The 15,917-nt window shown below is 67.4% G+C and carries 13 protein-coding genes; 9 read left to right on the top strand and 4 right to left on the bottom strand.

Going from position 1 to position 15,917, the window contains the following annotated elements; all coding sequences use genetic code 11:
- From TBU01S_RS18945 to TBU01S_RS18915, 7 genes are all read left to right on the top strand, one after another.
- Window positions 1-1,257, top strand: a 1,257-nt coding sequence (locus TBU01S_RS18945) for an aminotransferase-like domain-containing protein (RefSeq protein ID WP_068639013.1), incomplete at its 5' end; no start/stop codon positions are given.
- A 141-nt stretch (window positions 1,258-1,398) separates the two neighbouring features.
- Window positions 1,399-1,785 (top strand): nuclear transport factor 2 family protein, encoded by a 387-nt coding sequence (locus TBU01S_RS18940; RefSeq protein WP_068639012.1) that lies wholly within the window; start codon window positions 1,399-1,401, stop codon window positions 1,783-1,785.
- 35 nt (window positions 1,786-1,820) lie between these two features.
- The gene (locus tag TBU01S_RS18935; protein ID WP_068639011.1) at window positions 1,821-3,260 is read left to right on the top strand and encodes an NAD(P)/FAD-dependent oxidoreductase; all 1,440 of its coding nucleotides are present in this window, start codon (window positions 1,821-1,823) and stop codon (window positions 3,258-3,260) included.
- Between the two features lie 138 nt (window positions 3,261-3,398).
- A complete protein-coding gene (locus tag TBU01S_RS18930) occupies window positions 3,399-4,397 on the top strand; it encodes a TRAP transporter substrate-binding protein (protein ID WP_068639010.1) in 999 nt (332 codons plus the stop codon).
- 183 nt (window positions 4,398-4,580) lie between these two features.
- On the top strand, window positions 4,581-5,132 hold the full coding sequence (locus TBU01S_RS18925) for a TRAP transporter small permease (RefSeq protein WP_068639009.1): 552 nt from the start codon (window positions 4,581-4,583) through the stop codon (window positions 5,130-5,132).
- A 27-nt stretch (window positions 5,133-5,159) separates the two neighbouring features.
- Complete coding sequence (locus tag TBU01S_RS18920) at window positions 5,160-6,500, top strand: TRAP transporter large permease (RefSeq protein WP_068639007.1); 1,341 nt, start codon at window positions 5,160-5,162, stop codon at window positions 6,498-6,500.
- Window positions 6,501-6,588: 88 nt separating this feature from the next.
- Complete coding sequence (locus TBU01S_RS18915) at window positions 6,589-7,467, top strand: cache domain-containing protein (RefSeq protein ID WP_068639005.1); 879 nt, start codon at window positions 6,589-6,591, stop codon at window positions 7,465-7,467.
- Window positions 7,468-7,486: 19 nt separating this feature from the next.
- On the opposite strand, the gene TBU01S_RS18910 is transcribed toward TBU01S_RS18915, so the two are convergent.
- Window positions 7,487-8,947 (bottom strand): aminotransferase-like domain-containing protein, encoded by a 1,461-nt coding sequence (locus TBU01S_RS18910; RefSeq protein ID WP_068639003.1) that lies wholly within the window; start codon window positions 8,945-8,947, stop codon window positions 7,487-7,489.
- 134 nt (window positions 8,948-9,081) lie between these two features.
- Between TBU01S_RS18910 and TBU01S_RS18905 the strand changes: the two genes are divergently transcribed.
- Complete coding sequence (locus TBU01S_RS18905) at window positions 9,082-9,684, top strand: LysE family translocator (RefSeq protein WP_068639001.1); 603 nt, start codon at window positions 9,082-9,084, stop codon at window positions 9,682-9,684.
- Between the two features lies 1 nt (window position 9,685).
- On the opposite strand, the gene ggt is transcribed toward TBU01S_RS18905, so the two are convergent.
- The 3 genes from ggt to TBU01S_RS18890 form a co-directional block, all read right to left on the bottom strand.
- Window positions 9,686-11,428 carry a gamma-glutamyltransferase gene (gene ggt / locus TBU01S_RS18900; RefSeq protein WP_245650980.1) on the bottom strand — a complete coding sequence of 581 codons (1,743 nt, stop codon included), beginning with the start codon at window positions 11,426-11,428 and terminating at the stop codon, window positions 9,686-9,688.
- A 286-nt stretch (window positions 11,429-11,714) separates the two neighbouring features.
- Entirely contained in the window at window positions 11,715-12,899 is a 1,185-nt protein-coding gene (locus TBU01S_RS18895; RefSeq protein WP_068638999.1) for an acetate/propionate family kinase, read from the bottom strand.
- The gene (locus tag TBU01S_RS18890; protein WP_068638997.1) at window positions 12,896-14,299 is read right to left on the bottom strand and encodes a bifunctional enoyl-CoA hydratase/phosphate acetyltransferase; all 1,404 of its coding nucleotides are present in this window, start codon (window positions 14,297-14,299) and stop codon (window positions 12,896-12,898) included. The genes TBU01S_RS18895 and TBU01S_RS18890 overlap by 4 nt, the downstream gene beginning before the upstream one ends.
- A 222-nt stretch (window positions 14,300-14,521) precedes the next feature.
- On the opposite strand from TBU01S_RS18890, the gene glmU reads away from it, so the two are divergent.
- A complete protein-coding gene (glmU, locus tag TBU01S_RS18885) occupies window positions 14,522-15,883 on the top strand; it encodes a bifunctional UDP-N-acetylglucosamine diphosphorylase/glucosamine-1-phosphate N-acetyltransferase GlmU (protein WP_068638995.1) in 1,362 nt (453 codons plus the stop codon).
- The last annotated feature ends 34 nt before the right edge of the window (window positions 15,884-15,917 follow it).

Below are 15,917 nucleotides of genomic sequence, written 5' to 3'. Positions count from 1 at the left end.
TGCTCGAAAGGACGGGCGCAGCCCGCCGGCGCCACGCCGCCGCCGGCCGAAACGGCGCCCACGCCGAGTGCGCGCTCGCCGGAGTGGGGCCGGCGCTTCCGCTTCCGCCCGTCCCTGCAGCGCAACATCGCCAAGCGCGCCGACTGGCAGAGCTACCCCTATCCCTTCCTGTACGGCCAGTTCGACCCCTCGCTGTTCCCGACCTCGGACTGGCGCGAGTGCTGCATGAAGACGCTGAGCGCGCTGGAGATCGGCGAGTGGGCGCAGGACCGCATCCTGCGCGACGACGAATCGCTGGTGCGCCAGATCCGCACCCGCGTGCTGCCGCGCCGCGGCGTCTGGGCGTCGGACGACGAGATCGTCGTCACCGTCGGCGCGCAGCAGGCGCTCTATCTGCTCGCCGACCTGCTGGTGGGCACGGACACGCCGGTGGGCATCGAGAATCCCGGCTATCCCGATGCGCGCAACATCTTCAGCAGCCGCAGCTCGCGCATCGTCGACCTCGATGTCGATGCCGACGGCCTGGTCGCGAATGCCTTGCTGCGGACCTGCGACTACGTCTATGTCACGCCCAGCCACCAGTGCCCGACCACGGTGACGATGCCGGTGGCGCGGCGCGAAGCCCTGCTGGACATGGCCGAGGAGGCGGATTTCGTCCTGATCGAGGACGACTACGACAGCGAGAATCCGTTCGAGGGCGAGCCGGTGCCGGCACTGAAGAGCCTGGACCGGCACGATCGCGTGATCTACGTCGGCAGCTTGTCGAAGAGCCTCGCCCCCGGCCTGCGCATCGGCTACATCGTCGGCCCCGCCGAACTGATCAGCGAAATCCGCGGCATCCGCCGCCTCAACCTGCGCCACCCGACCGCCTTCATGCAGCGCGCCTTCGCGCTGTTCCTGTCGCTCGGCCACCACGACGCCCTGCTGCGCCGGCTGTCGGCGGCGCACCACGAGCGGGCGGCATGCCTGATGCAGGCGCTCGACCGCCATCTGCCGGAGTTCCGCTACCGGCCGGTGTCGGGCGGCTCGGCCTGCTGGGTCGAAGGCCCGGCCTGGCTCGATGCTGCCGAGCTGGCGCGCGAAGCCGAGGCCGAGGGGGTGCTGATCGAGCCGGGCAGCGTGTTCTTCAACGTCGAGCCGCCGCCGGCCAACTGCTTCCGCCTGGGCTTCTCGTCCATCTCCGCCGGCGACGTCGAAGCCGGCATCCGCCGGCTCGCCACGGCTTTCCGGCGCCTGGAGCCAGCCGGCCGCGCCTGAGCAGCCTCGCTGGCCCAAACGATTGTTCCCAACTGGTCCTACGCAGCGCTTCGATGGTTTTCTAATCTTGAGCCTCGACACCGCCACGGCCCTGCGCCGGCGGCGGCCGACAACAGACGAGCCAAGATACAGGAGACCCCCATGACCCAGCCTACCGTCGAGTTCCTGCAAGCCTTCAGCGATGCCTGGAACCGCCACGACATCGACGCCCTGATGAGCTTCATGGCCGACGACTGCTCCTTCCATGCCGTGGCCGGTCCCGACCTGCTCGGCCGCAGCTTCGTCGGCCGCGACGCGGTGCGCGAAGGCTTCCAGCTTGCCTGGCAGACCTTTCCGGATGCCGCCTGGCTCGACGCCGACCATTTCGTCGTCGGCGACCGTGGCGTCAGCGAATCCACCTTTTCCGGCACCAAGGCCGACGGCACGCGGATCGAGGCCCGCATGGTCGACATCTTCACTTTCCACAACGGCAGGATCGCGGTGAAGAACGCCTACCGCAAGGATCGCCCGCCGGTCGCCGCCGCCTGATTCGGATACGGCCCTCACAGCTACGGAGTCCGGACATGGATGCAGCAGTCTTCAATCAATCTGGCGGAGCGGGGCGGGCCACGGCGCCGTCGGCGCCCTACGATCCGGCCTACGACCCGCTGGTATCGCCCACACCCGGGCACGGACGCGACTACGCGCCGACCTACTGGATCGGCACCGCCGGCGAACCGCCGGAGGACGATGGCCCGATCACCCGCGACATCGACGTCGACGTCGCCATCATCGGCTCCGGCTTCACCGGCCTGACCACGGCGATCTTCCTGGCCCAGGAGTACGGCATCAAGGCCACGGTGCTGGAAGCCAACCGCAGCGCCTGGGGCTGCAGCGTGCGCAACGGCGGCCAGGCGCAATGCGCTTCCGGGCGCCTGAAGCGTTCGCAGTGGATCGAGCGCTGGGGCCTGGACACGGCGAAGAAGATGCACCAGGAGTGCCTGGATGGCATGGAGAACTTCAAGGAGCTGATCAAGGACATCGACTGCGATCCGCAGCCCGGCGGCCACCTGTACATCGCCCACCGCGACAAGGTGATGCCGGTGCTGGAGAAGGAAGCCCGCCTGCTGCGCGAGACCTTCGGCTACGATGCCCGCATCCTCGACGCCGGAACGGTCAAGCGCGAGTACGTCGACGACAAGGAAGCCTGCGGCGCGATGCACGAACCGGAAGGCATCGGCATCCACGCCGGCAAGCTCGCCTTCGGCTATCTCCGCAAGGCGCGCGCACTGGGCGCCACGGTACATCCGGCCAGCCCGGTGCTGGGTTGGGAGACGCGCAACGGCGTGCATCACCTGCGCACGCCGGGCGGCATCGTGCGCGCCCGCGCGGTGGGTATCGCCACCGGCGGCTACACTTCGAACAGCCTGCATCCGGAGCTGAAGAACCGGCTGCTGCCCATCCTGTCGAACTCCATCGTCACGCGTCCGCTGACGGCGGCCGAGATCGAGGCGTGCAACTTCCGCACCACCCAGGTCATCACCGATACGCGCGTGCTGCGCCACTACTACCGGCTGATGCCCGACAACCGCGTGCAGATCGGCAGCCGCAGCGCCATCACCGGCATGGATGCGCCGCAGAAGAAGTACGAGGACTTTCTGATCCGCGACCTGCACCGCAAGTTTCCGGCGCTGGAAGGCATCCAGATCGACTACTCGTGGTGGGGCTGGGTGGATGTCAGCCACGACATGATGCCGCGCATCTACCAGCCCGATCCGGCGCAGACGATCTATTACGCGCTGGGTTACGGCGGCAACGGCGTGATGTACTCGGCCCAGGCCGGGCGCCGGCTGGCGCAATGGATCGCGGGGCGCGGCCGGGAGCTGGAGCTGCCGATCTTCAAGTCCAGGCTGCCTTTCCCGAACGTGCGCGAAATGGTCGAAGCCGAGATGTTCGCGCCCTTCCGCCGGTTCGGCCAGTGGTGGCTGTACCGCTGGTACCACCTGAAGGACGAGGTCCTCTGAGGAGCGCCCGCGAAGACAACGACAACGACGGGACGGCAGGGGCGCCCGCATGCCCCGGAGCCCGCTTTGCATGAGCAGTCGAGTTTGCAGCACCTTTTCAAACCTATAAGGCCACTTCAAGGGGCCGAGGAGACAATCATGAACATCCGCAAGACCGTACTGATGCCCGTACTGGCCGCCGCCAGCCTGATGATGGCGGCGCCCGCGACCATGGCCGCGACCTTCAAGATGGCGATCGGCGATGCCGCCGGCGGCACCCAGTGGGAGCTCGGCACCAGCTTCGCCAAGAGCTTCAGCGACAAGACCGGCGGCAAGCACAAGGTGGACCTCTTCCCCAACGGCCAGCTCGGCGACGAGCAGGACACGGTGAACAACGCCGCCATGGGGCTGCTGGACTTCTCCATCCTCGCCATCAACAACATCACGCCCTTCTCGCCGACGGTCGGCGTGCTGACGCTGCCCTACGTGATCCAGAGCGCCGAGGAAGCGAAGATCCTGACGCAGGGAGACGTCGGCAAGGAACTGGTCGAGAACACCATCCGCGATGCCGGCGTGCGCATCATCGGCTGGTCCTATTCCGGTTTCCGCGTGCTGACCAACTCCAAGCGTCCGATCAGGACGCTCGACGACCTCAAGGGCGTGGTGGTCCGCGTGCCCAAGAACGAAATCATGATCGCCACCTACCAGGCCTGGGGCATCAACCCGACGCCGATGGCCTGGACCGAGACCTTCACCGCGCTGCAGCAGCGCGTGGTGGATGGCCAGGACAATCCCTACATCACCGTGGCGGCGATGAAGTTCAATGAGGTGCAGAAGTACATCACCAACATCCGCTACCTGTTCTCGCTCGAACCGCTGATCGTCAGCGAGCAGGTGTTCCAGTCGCAGGCCCCGGACGTGCAGCAGGCGATCCTGGAAGCCGGCCGGGAGGCGACCGAGCACAGCTTCAAGTACCTGCTCGAGACCGAGGAAAAGATTCGTGCCGAGCTGACTGCCAAGGGCATGGAAATCTCCGATCCGGCCGAGGGTGAGAAGGAATGGATCGAGAAGGCCACGACCACCGTGTGGCCGAAGTTCCACAAGAGCATCGGCGGCAAGGACAAGCTCGATGCCGCGCTGAAGGCGCTGGGCCGCTGAGCGTGACGCGCTCCAGGCAGGCGGTGCCGGTGCGCCTGCCTGCGCGCTGACACCGGCCATCCGCGCCGGGCGCGCATTCCTCCTTCCCCAACCTCAGCCCGTGCCAGGGCGCGCAGCCATCCGACCGCCATGCTGGCGGCGGCCGCCGGCGCGTGTCCGGCACATCAGCCAGGGAAAGCCGTCATGTCCATCAAAAAAGCTGTCCTCAAGCTGCTCTCGAATATCGAGGAGTACTTCTGCGAAGCGCTGCTGGCCTTCTTCGTGGTGCTGCTCTTCGTGCAGATCCTGCTGCGCCAGTTCTTCGGCTACACCATCCCGTGGGGCGAGGAACTGGCGACCTACATGTTCGTCTGGTTCGCCTATCTCGGCGCCGTGGTCGCCGCCAAGATGTCGGCGCACAACCGGGTGTCCTTCCACTTCCGCTACTTCCCGCCGATCGTCAAGAAGGTCAGCGAGGCGATCGCCGATCTGCTGTGGGTGGGCTTCAACCTCTACATGGCCTGGCTGAGCTACGACTTCGTCTTCAACCGCATGAACCTGTTCTGGAAATCCCAGACCATCGGCCTGCCGATGAAGTACTTCTACATGATCCTGCCGGTCGTCTTCGTGCTGATGTCGATCCGCATCCTGTGGAACAACTACCTGACCCTGGTCAGGGGCGTCGAAATCCTCGATCCGGAAGCAGAGGAAATCGAGAACATCAAACGCGCGGCCGCTGCTGCCGAGAAGCGCTGATTTCCGCCACGTGGAGGAGACACAACGATGGAAGAGTATCTGTTAATAATCCTGTTCGGCAGCTTCCTGGGCCTGATGCTGCTCGGGGCGCCGATCACGGTGGCGCTCGCGGGTTCGGCGATGCTCGCCTTCCTGGCGCTGGACAAGAATCCGATCGCCTTCGTGCAGATCGCCTTCACCTCGGTCGGCAGCTTTCCGCTGATGGCCTTGCCGGCCTTCGTGCTGGCCGGGGCGCTGATGGAGGCGGCGGGCATCTCGAAACGCCTGGTCGACCTCGCTGAAACCCTGGCCGGGCCGATCACCGGCGGGCTGGGCGCGGCCACGGTGCTGGCCTGCCTGTTCTTCGGCGCGATCTCGGGCTCGGGCCCGGCGACCACCGCTGCGGTCGGCATGCTGATGATTCCGGCGATGGCCAAGCGCAACTACGAGAAGAGCTACGCTTCGGCGGTGACGGCGGCGTCCGGCGGGCTGGGCATCATCATCCCGCCATCGATCCCGATGGTCATCTTCGGCATCTCGGCGCTGGGCATGGCACCGCCGGCCGACGCGATCGCGAAGTTCGGCCAGTTCGACTCGGTGTCGATTCCCAAGCTGTTCGTCGCCGGCGTGGTGCCGGGGCTGCTGATGGCGTCCAGCCTGATCGCCATCAACTACCTCATCTCGAAGAAGCGCGGCTACCGCGGCCTGACCGAGAACTGGTCCTTCAGGGAAATCGGCCTGGCCCTGCGCCGCGGCGTGTGGTCGCTGCTGGCGCCGCTGATCATCCTGGGCGGCATCTACACCGGCTTGTTCACGCCGACCGAATCGGCCATCGTGGCGATCTTCTACACGCTGTTCGTCGGCTTCTTCCTGCATCGCGAGCTGAAGTTCTCGACGCTGCTGGGCTCGCTGCGCACCACCACCTGGATCACCGGGCGCGTGCTGCTGATCCTGTTCGCCGCCACGGTGTTCGGCCGGCTGATGGTCGAGCAGCGCATCCCGGCCACGATCGCCTCCTCGCTGCTGAACCTGACCGACAACATGTACCTGATCTGGTCCATCCTGATCGTGTTCCTGCTGTTCATCGGCATGTTCATGGAAACGCTGGCGGCGATCATGATCCTGGTGCCGGTGCTGCTGCCGATGATGTACATGCTCGGCGCGGACCCGACCCACGTCGGCATCGTCGTCATCTGCGCGTTGTCGATCGGCTTCATGACGCCGCCGCTGGGCGAGAATCTGTTCGTCGCGTCGGGGATCGGCGGCTCGAAGGTGGAGGAGATCGTCGCCCGCATTCCACCTTTCGTCCTTGCGCAGACCTTCGCCCTGTTCGTGATCGCCTTCTTCCCGATGATCAGTCTGTGGCTGCCGCGGTTGATGGGCTATTGAGGCGAACGCGAACGGAACGCCGTGCCTGCCCGGGATGGGCGGGCGCGCCGTTTTCCGGCAGAAATCGACCCTTGTGAGGAAGAACATCATGAAATCGTTTGGCGCCTATCTGAAGTCCCTGGTCCTCGGGGCCGTGCTCGCTACCGTCGCTGCGCCGCTACCCCTGCTGGCGGAGGAAGCGGACGCCCCGATCGCCACGAACGCGCTGCAGGCACGCGCGGAAGCCCTGCTCGACATCGCCGCCCGGCACGTCGCCGAGAAGGGCGAAGCCGGCGCGCTGGACTTCGCCCGCCAGTCGGCCTTCGTCGACCGCGACCTCTATGCCTACGCGCTGCGGACCGACGGCGTCTTCCTGGCCAGCGGCGGTTCGTCCGCGGCGCTGGTCGGCGACAACGTGCTCGACTACACCGATACCGACGGCAAGGCCTTCTTCCGCGAGATGATCGAGATCGCCAGGCGGGACGGCCAGGGCAGTATCGAATACCGCTGGTTCAATCCCGCCGACAGCCGGGGCGAGCCGAAGACGACGCTGTTCCGCAAGATCGGCGAAGTGATCGTGGCGGTGGGCTACTACCCGCCCCGGGCGACCGCGTTGGAGGCCAGGGCCATGCTGCGCACCGCGCTGCGGGCGCTCGATGCCGGCAAGGATGCGGCGCTTGCCGAGTTCCAGGACCTGAACGGCCGCTTCGTGCGCAACGACCTGTACGTCTTCGTCGTCGATGCCGAAAGCGGCCGCTTCCTCGCCCACGGTGCGACGCCGGCGATGGTGGGGACGGACGGCTTCGAACTGCAGGACCCGCGCGGCCAGTACATCATCCGCCAGATGCTGGAGATCGCCCGCAAGGACGGCAGCGGCGAGCTGGACTACTTCTGGCGCAACCCGACCACCGGCAAGGTGGAAAGCAAGCACACCCTGTTCCGCCTGAGCCACGGGCTGCTGGTGGCAGTCGGCAGCTACAACCGATGAAGGCCGGCCGGCGGGCCGTTCAGCGCAACTGCCCGCCGGCCAGTTCGCCCAGCGTCATCAGCGCATGCACGTGGCGGTCGCTGAAGGGATAGCAGCCCGACAGGCGCAGGTGGCGGTCGTAGCGGCCCGAAGGTGAATAGAGCTTGCCCGGCGTCATGCCGATGCCGCGGCGCAGGGCGAGGTCGAACAGGCGGTTGGTGTCGCAGCCTTCGGGCAGTTCGACCCACACCAGGAAGCCGCCGCCGGGCCGGGTTGCGCGCGTGCCCGCGGGAAAGGCGTCGTGGATCAGGCCGCGCAGGCGCTCGGTCTGGGCGGCATAGGTGCGGCGCAGGCGGCGCATGTGCTGGGCGTAGCCGCCGCTCTCGAGGAAGCGGCCGATCGCTTCGCACAGCAGCGCCGGCTGCGCCACCGAGGCACAGAACTTGAGTTCGGCCAGTTCGCGGCCGAAGCGGCCGCCTTCCATCCAGCCCACCCGCATGCCGGGCGCCAGGGTCTTGGTGTAGGACGCGCAGACGATGATCCAGCCGTCCCGGTCGAAGGCCTTGGCCGTCGGCTGCAGCGGCGTGCTGAACTGCAGTTCGGCGTACAGCGCGTCCTCGATCACCGGCACGCGGTAGTCGTGTGCCAGCCTGGCCAGGCGGCGCTTGTTGGCCGGGCTCATGCTGGTGCCGAGCGGATTGTGCACCGTCGGCATCGTCACCACTGCCTGCAGGCGCTTTTCCGACAGCAGCAGCTCGAGCGCGTCCAGCGACAGCCCGCCTTCGGGATGGGTGGGGATCTCGATCGCCTTCAGGCCCAGGCGGTCGAGCAGCGGAATCAGGTTGAAATAGGTCGGCGACTCCAGCCCCACGGTGTCGCCGGGCCGGGTGGTTGCGCGCAGCGCCAGCTGCAGCGCTTCCATGCAGCCGTTGGTCAGCAGGATGGCGTCGGGCTGCAACTGCATGCCCAACTCGGTGGCGTGCCGGCAAATCTCCCGGCGCAGCAGCAGCGAGCCGGGCGGCAGCGAATAATCGGTGAGCAGTTCCGGGTGGCGGCGGGTCAGTTCGGCGACGATGCGGCCGAGCTTTTCGCCCGGGTAGAAGTCGCTGCCCTTGGGGCAGGCCAGCGACAGGTCGATGGTGTCCGGCCGCGTCTGCGCCGCCAGTACCGCGGCGATGCGGCTCAGCACGGTGCTCTCGGCCACGATCGCCGAACTCGGTTCGGCCGCCGCGGCTTGCGGCGCGGGTGGCACGGCCAGCCGGGCGCGGACGAAATAGCCGGACTGCGGCCGTGCGTCGACCAGGCCTTGGGCCTCGAGCTGGCGGTAGGCGGCGAGCACGGTGTTGATGCTGATGCCGCGGCTGGCGGCGGCTTCGCGCACCGAGGGCAGGCGCACGCCGGCAGCGAGGCGGCCGTCGCGGATGGCTTCGCGCAGTTCCTCGGTCAGCGCCTGGTAGAGCGGCGGGGGCGGGAGATCCGGAGAGTGGGTGCCAGGGGTCACAGTACACGCTGCCTTCGATGGATACAGCTAATGAAGAAAATCATCTGTGACCACTATAAATCCATTTTCCTGGATCTGTAACCGTGAGGCGCCGATTCGTATAGTTCTTCCTCGATGCCCATCAGGAGAACACCATGCTCGACCTGCCGCTGATGACCTACGTGGCCACGATGTCGGTGACGCCGGGGCCGAACAACATCATGCTCGCCGCCAGCGGGGTGAACTTCGGCTTTCGCCGCACGCTGCCGCACATGCTCGGCGTCAGCGTCGGCAGCAGCCTGCAGATGCTGATCGTCGCCAGCGGCCTGGCCTGGGCCATGGCCTGGTTCGATGCGCTGCGGCCGCCGCTGGTGGCGGTGGGCTGCGGCTACCTGCTGTGGCTGGCCTTGCGCCAGGCCCGCGCCGGCCAGCCGGGCCGCGGCGGACGGGCAAGGCCGCTGGGTTTCCTGGGCGCGGCGATGTTCCAGTGGGTCAATCCGAAAGCCTGGATGATGGTGCTCAATGCCGCGATCCTGTTCCTGCCGCCGAACGCGGGCTGGCAGGCGGCGGCCGGGCTGGCACTGGTCTGCCTGGTGGTCAATCTGCCCTGCATCGCGCTGTGGGCGGTGGCGGGCGCGCGCCTGCGCGAATGGCTGCAAGGGCCGGCGGCGCTGCGCAGCTTCAATTGCACGATGGCGGTGCTGCTCGCCGCGACCGCGGCATGGATAGCCGCGGACGAGGCCGGCCTGTTCGCCTGACTTACTGTTTCTGCACGATGGCGCTGCCGCCGCCGTGGCGCAGCGGCTCGCTGACGGCGGTGACGGTGCCGTCGGCATTGAAGCGGATGCCGCTGGCGGCGCCGATCTGATCGGTTTCGCGCCATGCATGGCCTTTCGCTTCCAGTGCCCCGGCCTGTGCGCTGCCGGGGAAGTTCAGCAGCGTCTCGACTTCGGTGGTGTCGGCATTGCGCTGGCTCATGCGCGGCGCGGCGAGCGCGTCGGCCAGGCTCATGCCGAGATCGACGTGATTGACGATGGTCTGCAGCACGGTGGTGATGATGGTCGAGCCGCCGGGCGAGCCGATGGTGAAGGCGGGGGTGCCGTCCTTCAGCACGATGGTCGGGCTCATGCTGGAGCGTGGCCGCTTGTGGGCTTCGGGCACGTTGGGGTGCGGGCCGCTGAAGTCGAAGTCGGTCATCTCGTTGTTGAGGATGAAGCCGCGCCCCGGCACCACGATGCCGCTGCCGCCCCAGGATTCGATGGTGAAGGTGTAGGCGACGACGTTGCCTTCGCGGTCGGACACCGTGAGGTGGGTGGTGTGCATCGACTCGTGCGCGAGCGGCTGTGGCGCCGGACGCAGCGGCACCGACAGGTCGTGCTGGAACGCGTAGGGATCGCCTGCCTCGACCTTGCCCGCCGCGGCAGCGGCGCCGATGGCCCTGGCGCGTTCACGCGCATAGTCCCTGGACAGCAGGCCGTCGCGCGGGACGTCGATGAAGGCCTCGTCGGCGACGTAGGCATTGCGGTCGGCAAAAGCCAGGCGCGAGGCTTCGAGGTAGAGGTGCTCGACTTCGGCGCGCGGCAGGCGGGAGAGGTCGAAGGTCTCCAGCATGTTCAGCGCCTGGGCGATGGCGATGCCGCCGCTGGACGGCGTCGGCATGCCGTGGATCTCGTAGCCGCGATAGCTGGAGCGGATCGGCTGGCGGACGCGGGCTTCGTAGTCGGCGAGGTCGGCCATGTCGAGGTGGCCGGGAATGACGCTGACGCCCGGATTGGCCGGCGGGTAGTTGACCGCGGCGACGATGCTGGCGCCGATCGGCCCTTCGTAGAAGGCTTTGACGCCGCCGCGGGCGATGTCGCGGTAGGTCTGCGCCAGGTCCGGATTGCGGAAATGGGTGCCGACCGGCAGCGCCCTGCCGTCCTTCAGATAGAGCGCGGCGGTGCTGGAAAAGCGTGCGAACTTCGCCTCGTTGCCCTTGTTGAGGTGGTGGAAGTTGTCGTCGATGGCGAAGCCTTGCTCGGCGACGCGGATCGCCGGTGCGAGCACTTGCCCGAAGTCCATCGTGCCGTAGCGCGCCAGCGCGTCGTGCCAGCCGCGCACGGTGCCGGGCACGCCGACCGACAGGCCGTTGGGGACCGCGGCCGCCCATTCCATTTCGCTGCCGTCGGCATTCAGGAAGACCTCGGGATGGAAGCGGGCGGGGGCCGTTTCGCGGTGGTCGAGCGCGATCACGCGCTTGTCCCGCGCCGAGTAGATCAGCATGAAGCCGCCGCCGCCGATGCCGCAGCTGAAGGGGTCGGTGACGCCGAGCGTGGCGGCGGCGGCGACCGCGGCGTCGATGGCGTTGCCGCCGGCATCGAGGATTTCCATCGCCGCCAGGCTGGCGTGGTGCGAGATGGTGGCGACGGCGCCGCCGTGGCCGGTGTCGACAGCCTGTTTTGCCCAGGCGCCGAAGGCGGCCATCATCAGGGCGGTGGCGAGAAGCTTGCGGGCGGGAATCATGGTCTTGCTCCATCGTGCTGGAGCAAGGACATTAGCATCCGGCGGAAAAGCCCTTCAAGGCGGGAGAACCCCAGGCGGGTAGCCCCGGGGGGTAGCCTCCAGGACGACCCCGCCCCGCCGGGCGGCCGGGCAGGCCGTGCCCGCGCCAATGCTGTTCACTTGGGAGATTCCCTCTTGGCGTAGGAGCGGCTTCAGCCGCGAACAGTCACCTTTCGCGGCTGAAGCCGCTCCTACGGTGAAAAGAAGCGCCAGCTTGAACGAACAGTATTGGGCGCCCGCGCCGAGATCACAGCCCCAGCGCTTCGGCCGTGTAGCGCGCGATCATGCGCTCCTCGTTGGTCGGCACCACCGCCACGGCGACGCGGCTGTCGGCGGCATCGATGCGGCGGGCATGGTCGGCATTGGCCGCGGCGTCGATCTTCACGCCCATCCAGGCCGCCAGTTCGGCCACCTTCTGGCGTACCGGTGCGGCGTGCTCGCCGATGCCGCCGGTGAACACCAGCGCGTCCAGCCCACCGGCCGCTGCCGCCAGCGAGCCGAGTTCGCGGGCGATGCGGTAGCAGAACAGGTCCACCGCTTCCTTCGCCTCCGGGGCGTCGGCGGCGAGCAGGGTGCGCATGTCCTGGCTGATGCCGGAGACGCCGAGCAGGCCCGATTCCTTGTACAGCAGGCGGGTCAGCGCGCGCGCGTCCATGCCTTTTTCTTCCATCAGGTAGAGCAGCACGCCGGGGTCGATGCTGCCGGTGCGCGTCCCCATCATCAGGCCATCGACGGCGGTGAAGCCCATCGTCGACGCCACGCTCTTGCCGTCGCGCAGTGCCGTCATCGAGGCGCCGTTGCCGAGGTGGGCGACGACGACCGCGCCCTTGGCACGCTCGCCGATGATTTCCGGCAACTGGCGGGAGACGTAGTCGTAGGACAGGCCGTGGAAGCCGTAGCGCTTGATGCCGCCCTGGGTCAGCCGGCGCGGCAGCGCGAAAGCCTGGGCGATGGCGGGCTGGGTGCGGTGGAAGGCGGTGTCGAAGCAGCCCACCTGCGGAATGGACGGCATCAGCGCCGTCACCGCATGCACCGCCCGCAGGTTGTGCGGCTGGTGCAGCGGCGCGAGCGGGATGAAGTCTTCCAGTTCGTCGATCAGCTCGGCGTTCAGCACCACCGGCGCGCTGTAGCGGTCGCCGCCATGCACGATGCGGTGGCCGGCGGCAACGATTTCGAGGCTGGGGTTGTGCGCCGCCAGCAGCTTGAAGACGTGGTCGAGGGCGTCGCGGTGCTGTTCGCCCTGGCTGCCCGTGGCATTCACCGCTTCCTGGATGCGCTGGCCGTCGGCCGTCTTCAGCGTGATTTCGGGCGTGGCGCCGATGCCTTCGACCTGGCCGGAGACGGCCGGTGCCGCGGCGACTTCGCCGTTGATGGCGTAGAGCGCGAACTTCAGGCTGCTGGAGCCCGCATTGAGGACGAGGACGGCTTTCATGCTTTCAGCATCTCCCGCTTCTTGTGCACCATCAATTGGACCACGGCGCACGAGGCGGCGCGGGTTTCGGCGGTGTCGGCACGGCTGGTCAGCACGATGGGCACGCGCGCGCCCAGCACCACGCCGGCCATCAGCGCGTTGGCGAGATATTCGAGCTGCTTGGCGACCATGTTGCCGGATTCGAGGTCGGGCACCACCAGGATGTCGGCATTGCCGGCGACGACCGACTTGATGCCCTTGGTCTTGGCCGCGACCAGCGACACCGCGTTGTCGAAGGCGAGCGGGCCGTCGAGCAGGCCGCCCTTGATCTGGCCGCGGTCGGCCATCTTGCACAGCGCGGCCGCTTCGAGGGTGGAGCGGATCTTGGAGGTGACGGTCTCCACCGCCGACAGGATCGCGACCTTGGGTTCGGGCAGGCCGAGCATGTGGGCCAGCTCGATCGCATTCTGGATGATGTCGACCTTGTCCTCCAGCGTCGGCTCGATGATCACGGCGGCGTCGGTGATCATCAGCGGGTGCGGGTAGGTCGGCACGTCGGCGAGGAAGACGTGGCTGATGCGGCGGCCGGTGCGCAGGTTCTTGACCACCTGGCTCATCATCTCGTCGGTGTGCAGCGAGCCCTTCATCAGGGCTTCGGCCTCGCCATCGCGGCACATCGCGACCGCGGTGGCAGCCGAGGCGTGGCTGTGCTCGGTATCGACGATGCGGAAGCCCTTGATGTCGATGCCGTGTTCTTCGGCCACGGCGCGGATCTTGTTCTCGGGGCCGACCAGGATCGGATCGACCAGGCCGGCCCTGGCCGCCTGCACCGGGCCGGACAGCGATTCCTTGTCGCAGGGATGCGTCACCGCGATCGGGATCGGCGACAGGCCGGCCGACACCGACAGCAGGTGGCGGTAGCGCAGTTCGCGGTCGGAGATCGTGACTTCGGGCAGCACGATGCGCGCGCGCTTGATCTTCTGCGTCGGCGCCATGACTTCGGCGATGCCGTCGATGACCTTCAGGCCGTCCTGGTTGACCGCCAGGCAGTCGAAGATGATGTGGTGGTTGTGCTCGAACTTTTCCTTGCAGGTGACGGTGATCGTCAGCGTGTCGCCGATCGTGATCGGGCGCCAGAAGTTGAGTCCCTGCGAAACGTACACCGTGCCCGGGCCGGGGAATTCGGTGCCGAGCACGGTCGAGATCAGCGTGCTGCCCCACATGCTGTGGCCGACCACTTCACGGAACTGGCTGGAACGGGCGTACTCGACGTCGACGTGGGTCGGGTTGACGTCGCCCGACATGGCGGCGAACAGATGGATGTCTTCCGGGCGCAGGGTACGCACCAGCTGGGCGAAGTCCCCGACCTGGATCTCGTCGAAGGTGCGGTTCTGTATGAACTGGGTGTCGGAATGTTCCATGGCGGATCCCTGATTTGTGTGTGCAGTGCAACATGCAATTCTAGCCGCTGCCCGTGACGAATATAAGCGGAAAAGCGCCGCATTTGTGCAATGCGTCAATCTGTGCGGGATTTGCTGGAAAAACGCCGCCGTTTTCACGCATCCGCCATGCATTCGCTCACATTTCATGCTGTGCCGCGGTGGTACACTCCGCGCCACTCGTCAATCTGCTGGAAGATTTCCATGGAAGTCGTCGTTCTCGCCGCCGGCCAGGGCAAGCGCATGCGCTCGGTTCTGCCCAAGGTTCTGCAACCCATCGCCGGCAAGCCGATGCTCGCCCACGTGCTCGATGCCGCCCGTACGCTCGATGCCCGGCGCATCTGCGTGGTCTATGGCCACGGCGGTGAAGCGGTGCGCGAACACCTCGACGCTCCCGACCTGGCCTGGGCGCGGCAGCAGCCCCAGCTCGGCACCGGCCATGCAGTGCAGCAAGCGCTGCCGCACCTGAGCGACGGCGACATGGCGCTGGTGCTGTATGGCGACGTGCCGCTGATCGGCGTGCCCACGCTGCGCCGCCTGGCCGCCGCTGCCGGTGGCGAGCGCCTGGCGCTGCTGACGGTGAAGATGGACGATCCCACCGGCTATGGACGCATCCTGCGCGACGGCGCCGGCCGCATCACCCGCATCGTCGAGGAAAAGGACGCCAGCGACGAAGAGCGCAAGGTGCAGGAAGTCAACACCGGCATCCTGGTGGCGCCGGTCGCCCGGCTGCGCGGCTGGCTCGGCCGCATCGGCAACGACAACGCCCAGGGCGAGTACTACCTCACCGACATCATCGGCCTGGCCGTGGCCGACGGCGTCGAAGTCGTCAGCGAGCAGCCCGACGCCTTCGCCGAGACGCTGGGCGTCAATAACAAGATGCAGCTCGCCGAACTGGAGCGCCTCCACCAGGGCAACATCGCCCGCCGCCTGATGGAAGAGGGGGCGACGCTGATCGATCCCGCGCGCATCGACGTGCGCGGCAGCCTGAGCATCGGCCGCGACGTCGAGATCGACGCCAATTGCGTGTTCGAAGGCACGGTGGAACTGGGCGACAAGGTCCGCATCGGCCCCAACTGCGTGATCCGCAACGCGCGCATCGGCGCAGGTTCGCGCATCGAAGCCTTCAGCCACGTCGACAGCACCACGATGGGCCAGGCCTGCGTGATCGGCCCCTACGCCCGCACCCGCCCGGGTACCGTGCTCGGCAGCGACGTGCATCTGGGCAATTTCGTCGAGATCAAGAACAGCGTCATCGCCGACCACTCCAAGGCCAATCACCTGGCCTACGTCGGCGACGCCGACGTCGGCAGCAAGGTCAACATCGGCGCCGGCACCATCACCTGCAACTACGACGGCGCCAACAAGCACCGCACCATCATCGAGGACGAAGTCTTCATCGGCTCCGACACCCAACTCGTCGCGCCGGTGCGCGTCGGCCGCGGCGCCACGCTGGGCGCCGGCACCACGCTGACCAAGGATGCGCCGCCGGAGCAGCTCACCGTCACCCGCGTCCGGCAGCTCAGCCTCGCCAACTGGAAGCGCCCGGTCAAGCAGCCGCGCTGAGCGCCTGCTCGCCGCCGACGCCAACGAATCACAC

This window comes from Thauera butanivorans NBRC 103042, assembly GCF_001591165.1.
Lineage (GTDB): Bacteria > Pseudomonadota > Gammaproteobacteria > Burkholderiales > Rhodocyclaceae > Thauera > Thauera butanivorans.
This window is presented reverse-complemented; position numbering and strand designations above follow the sequence as displayed.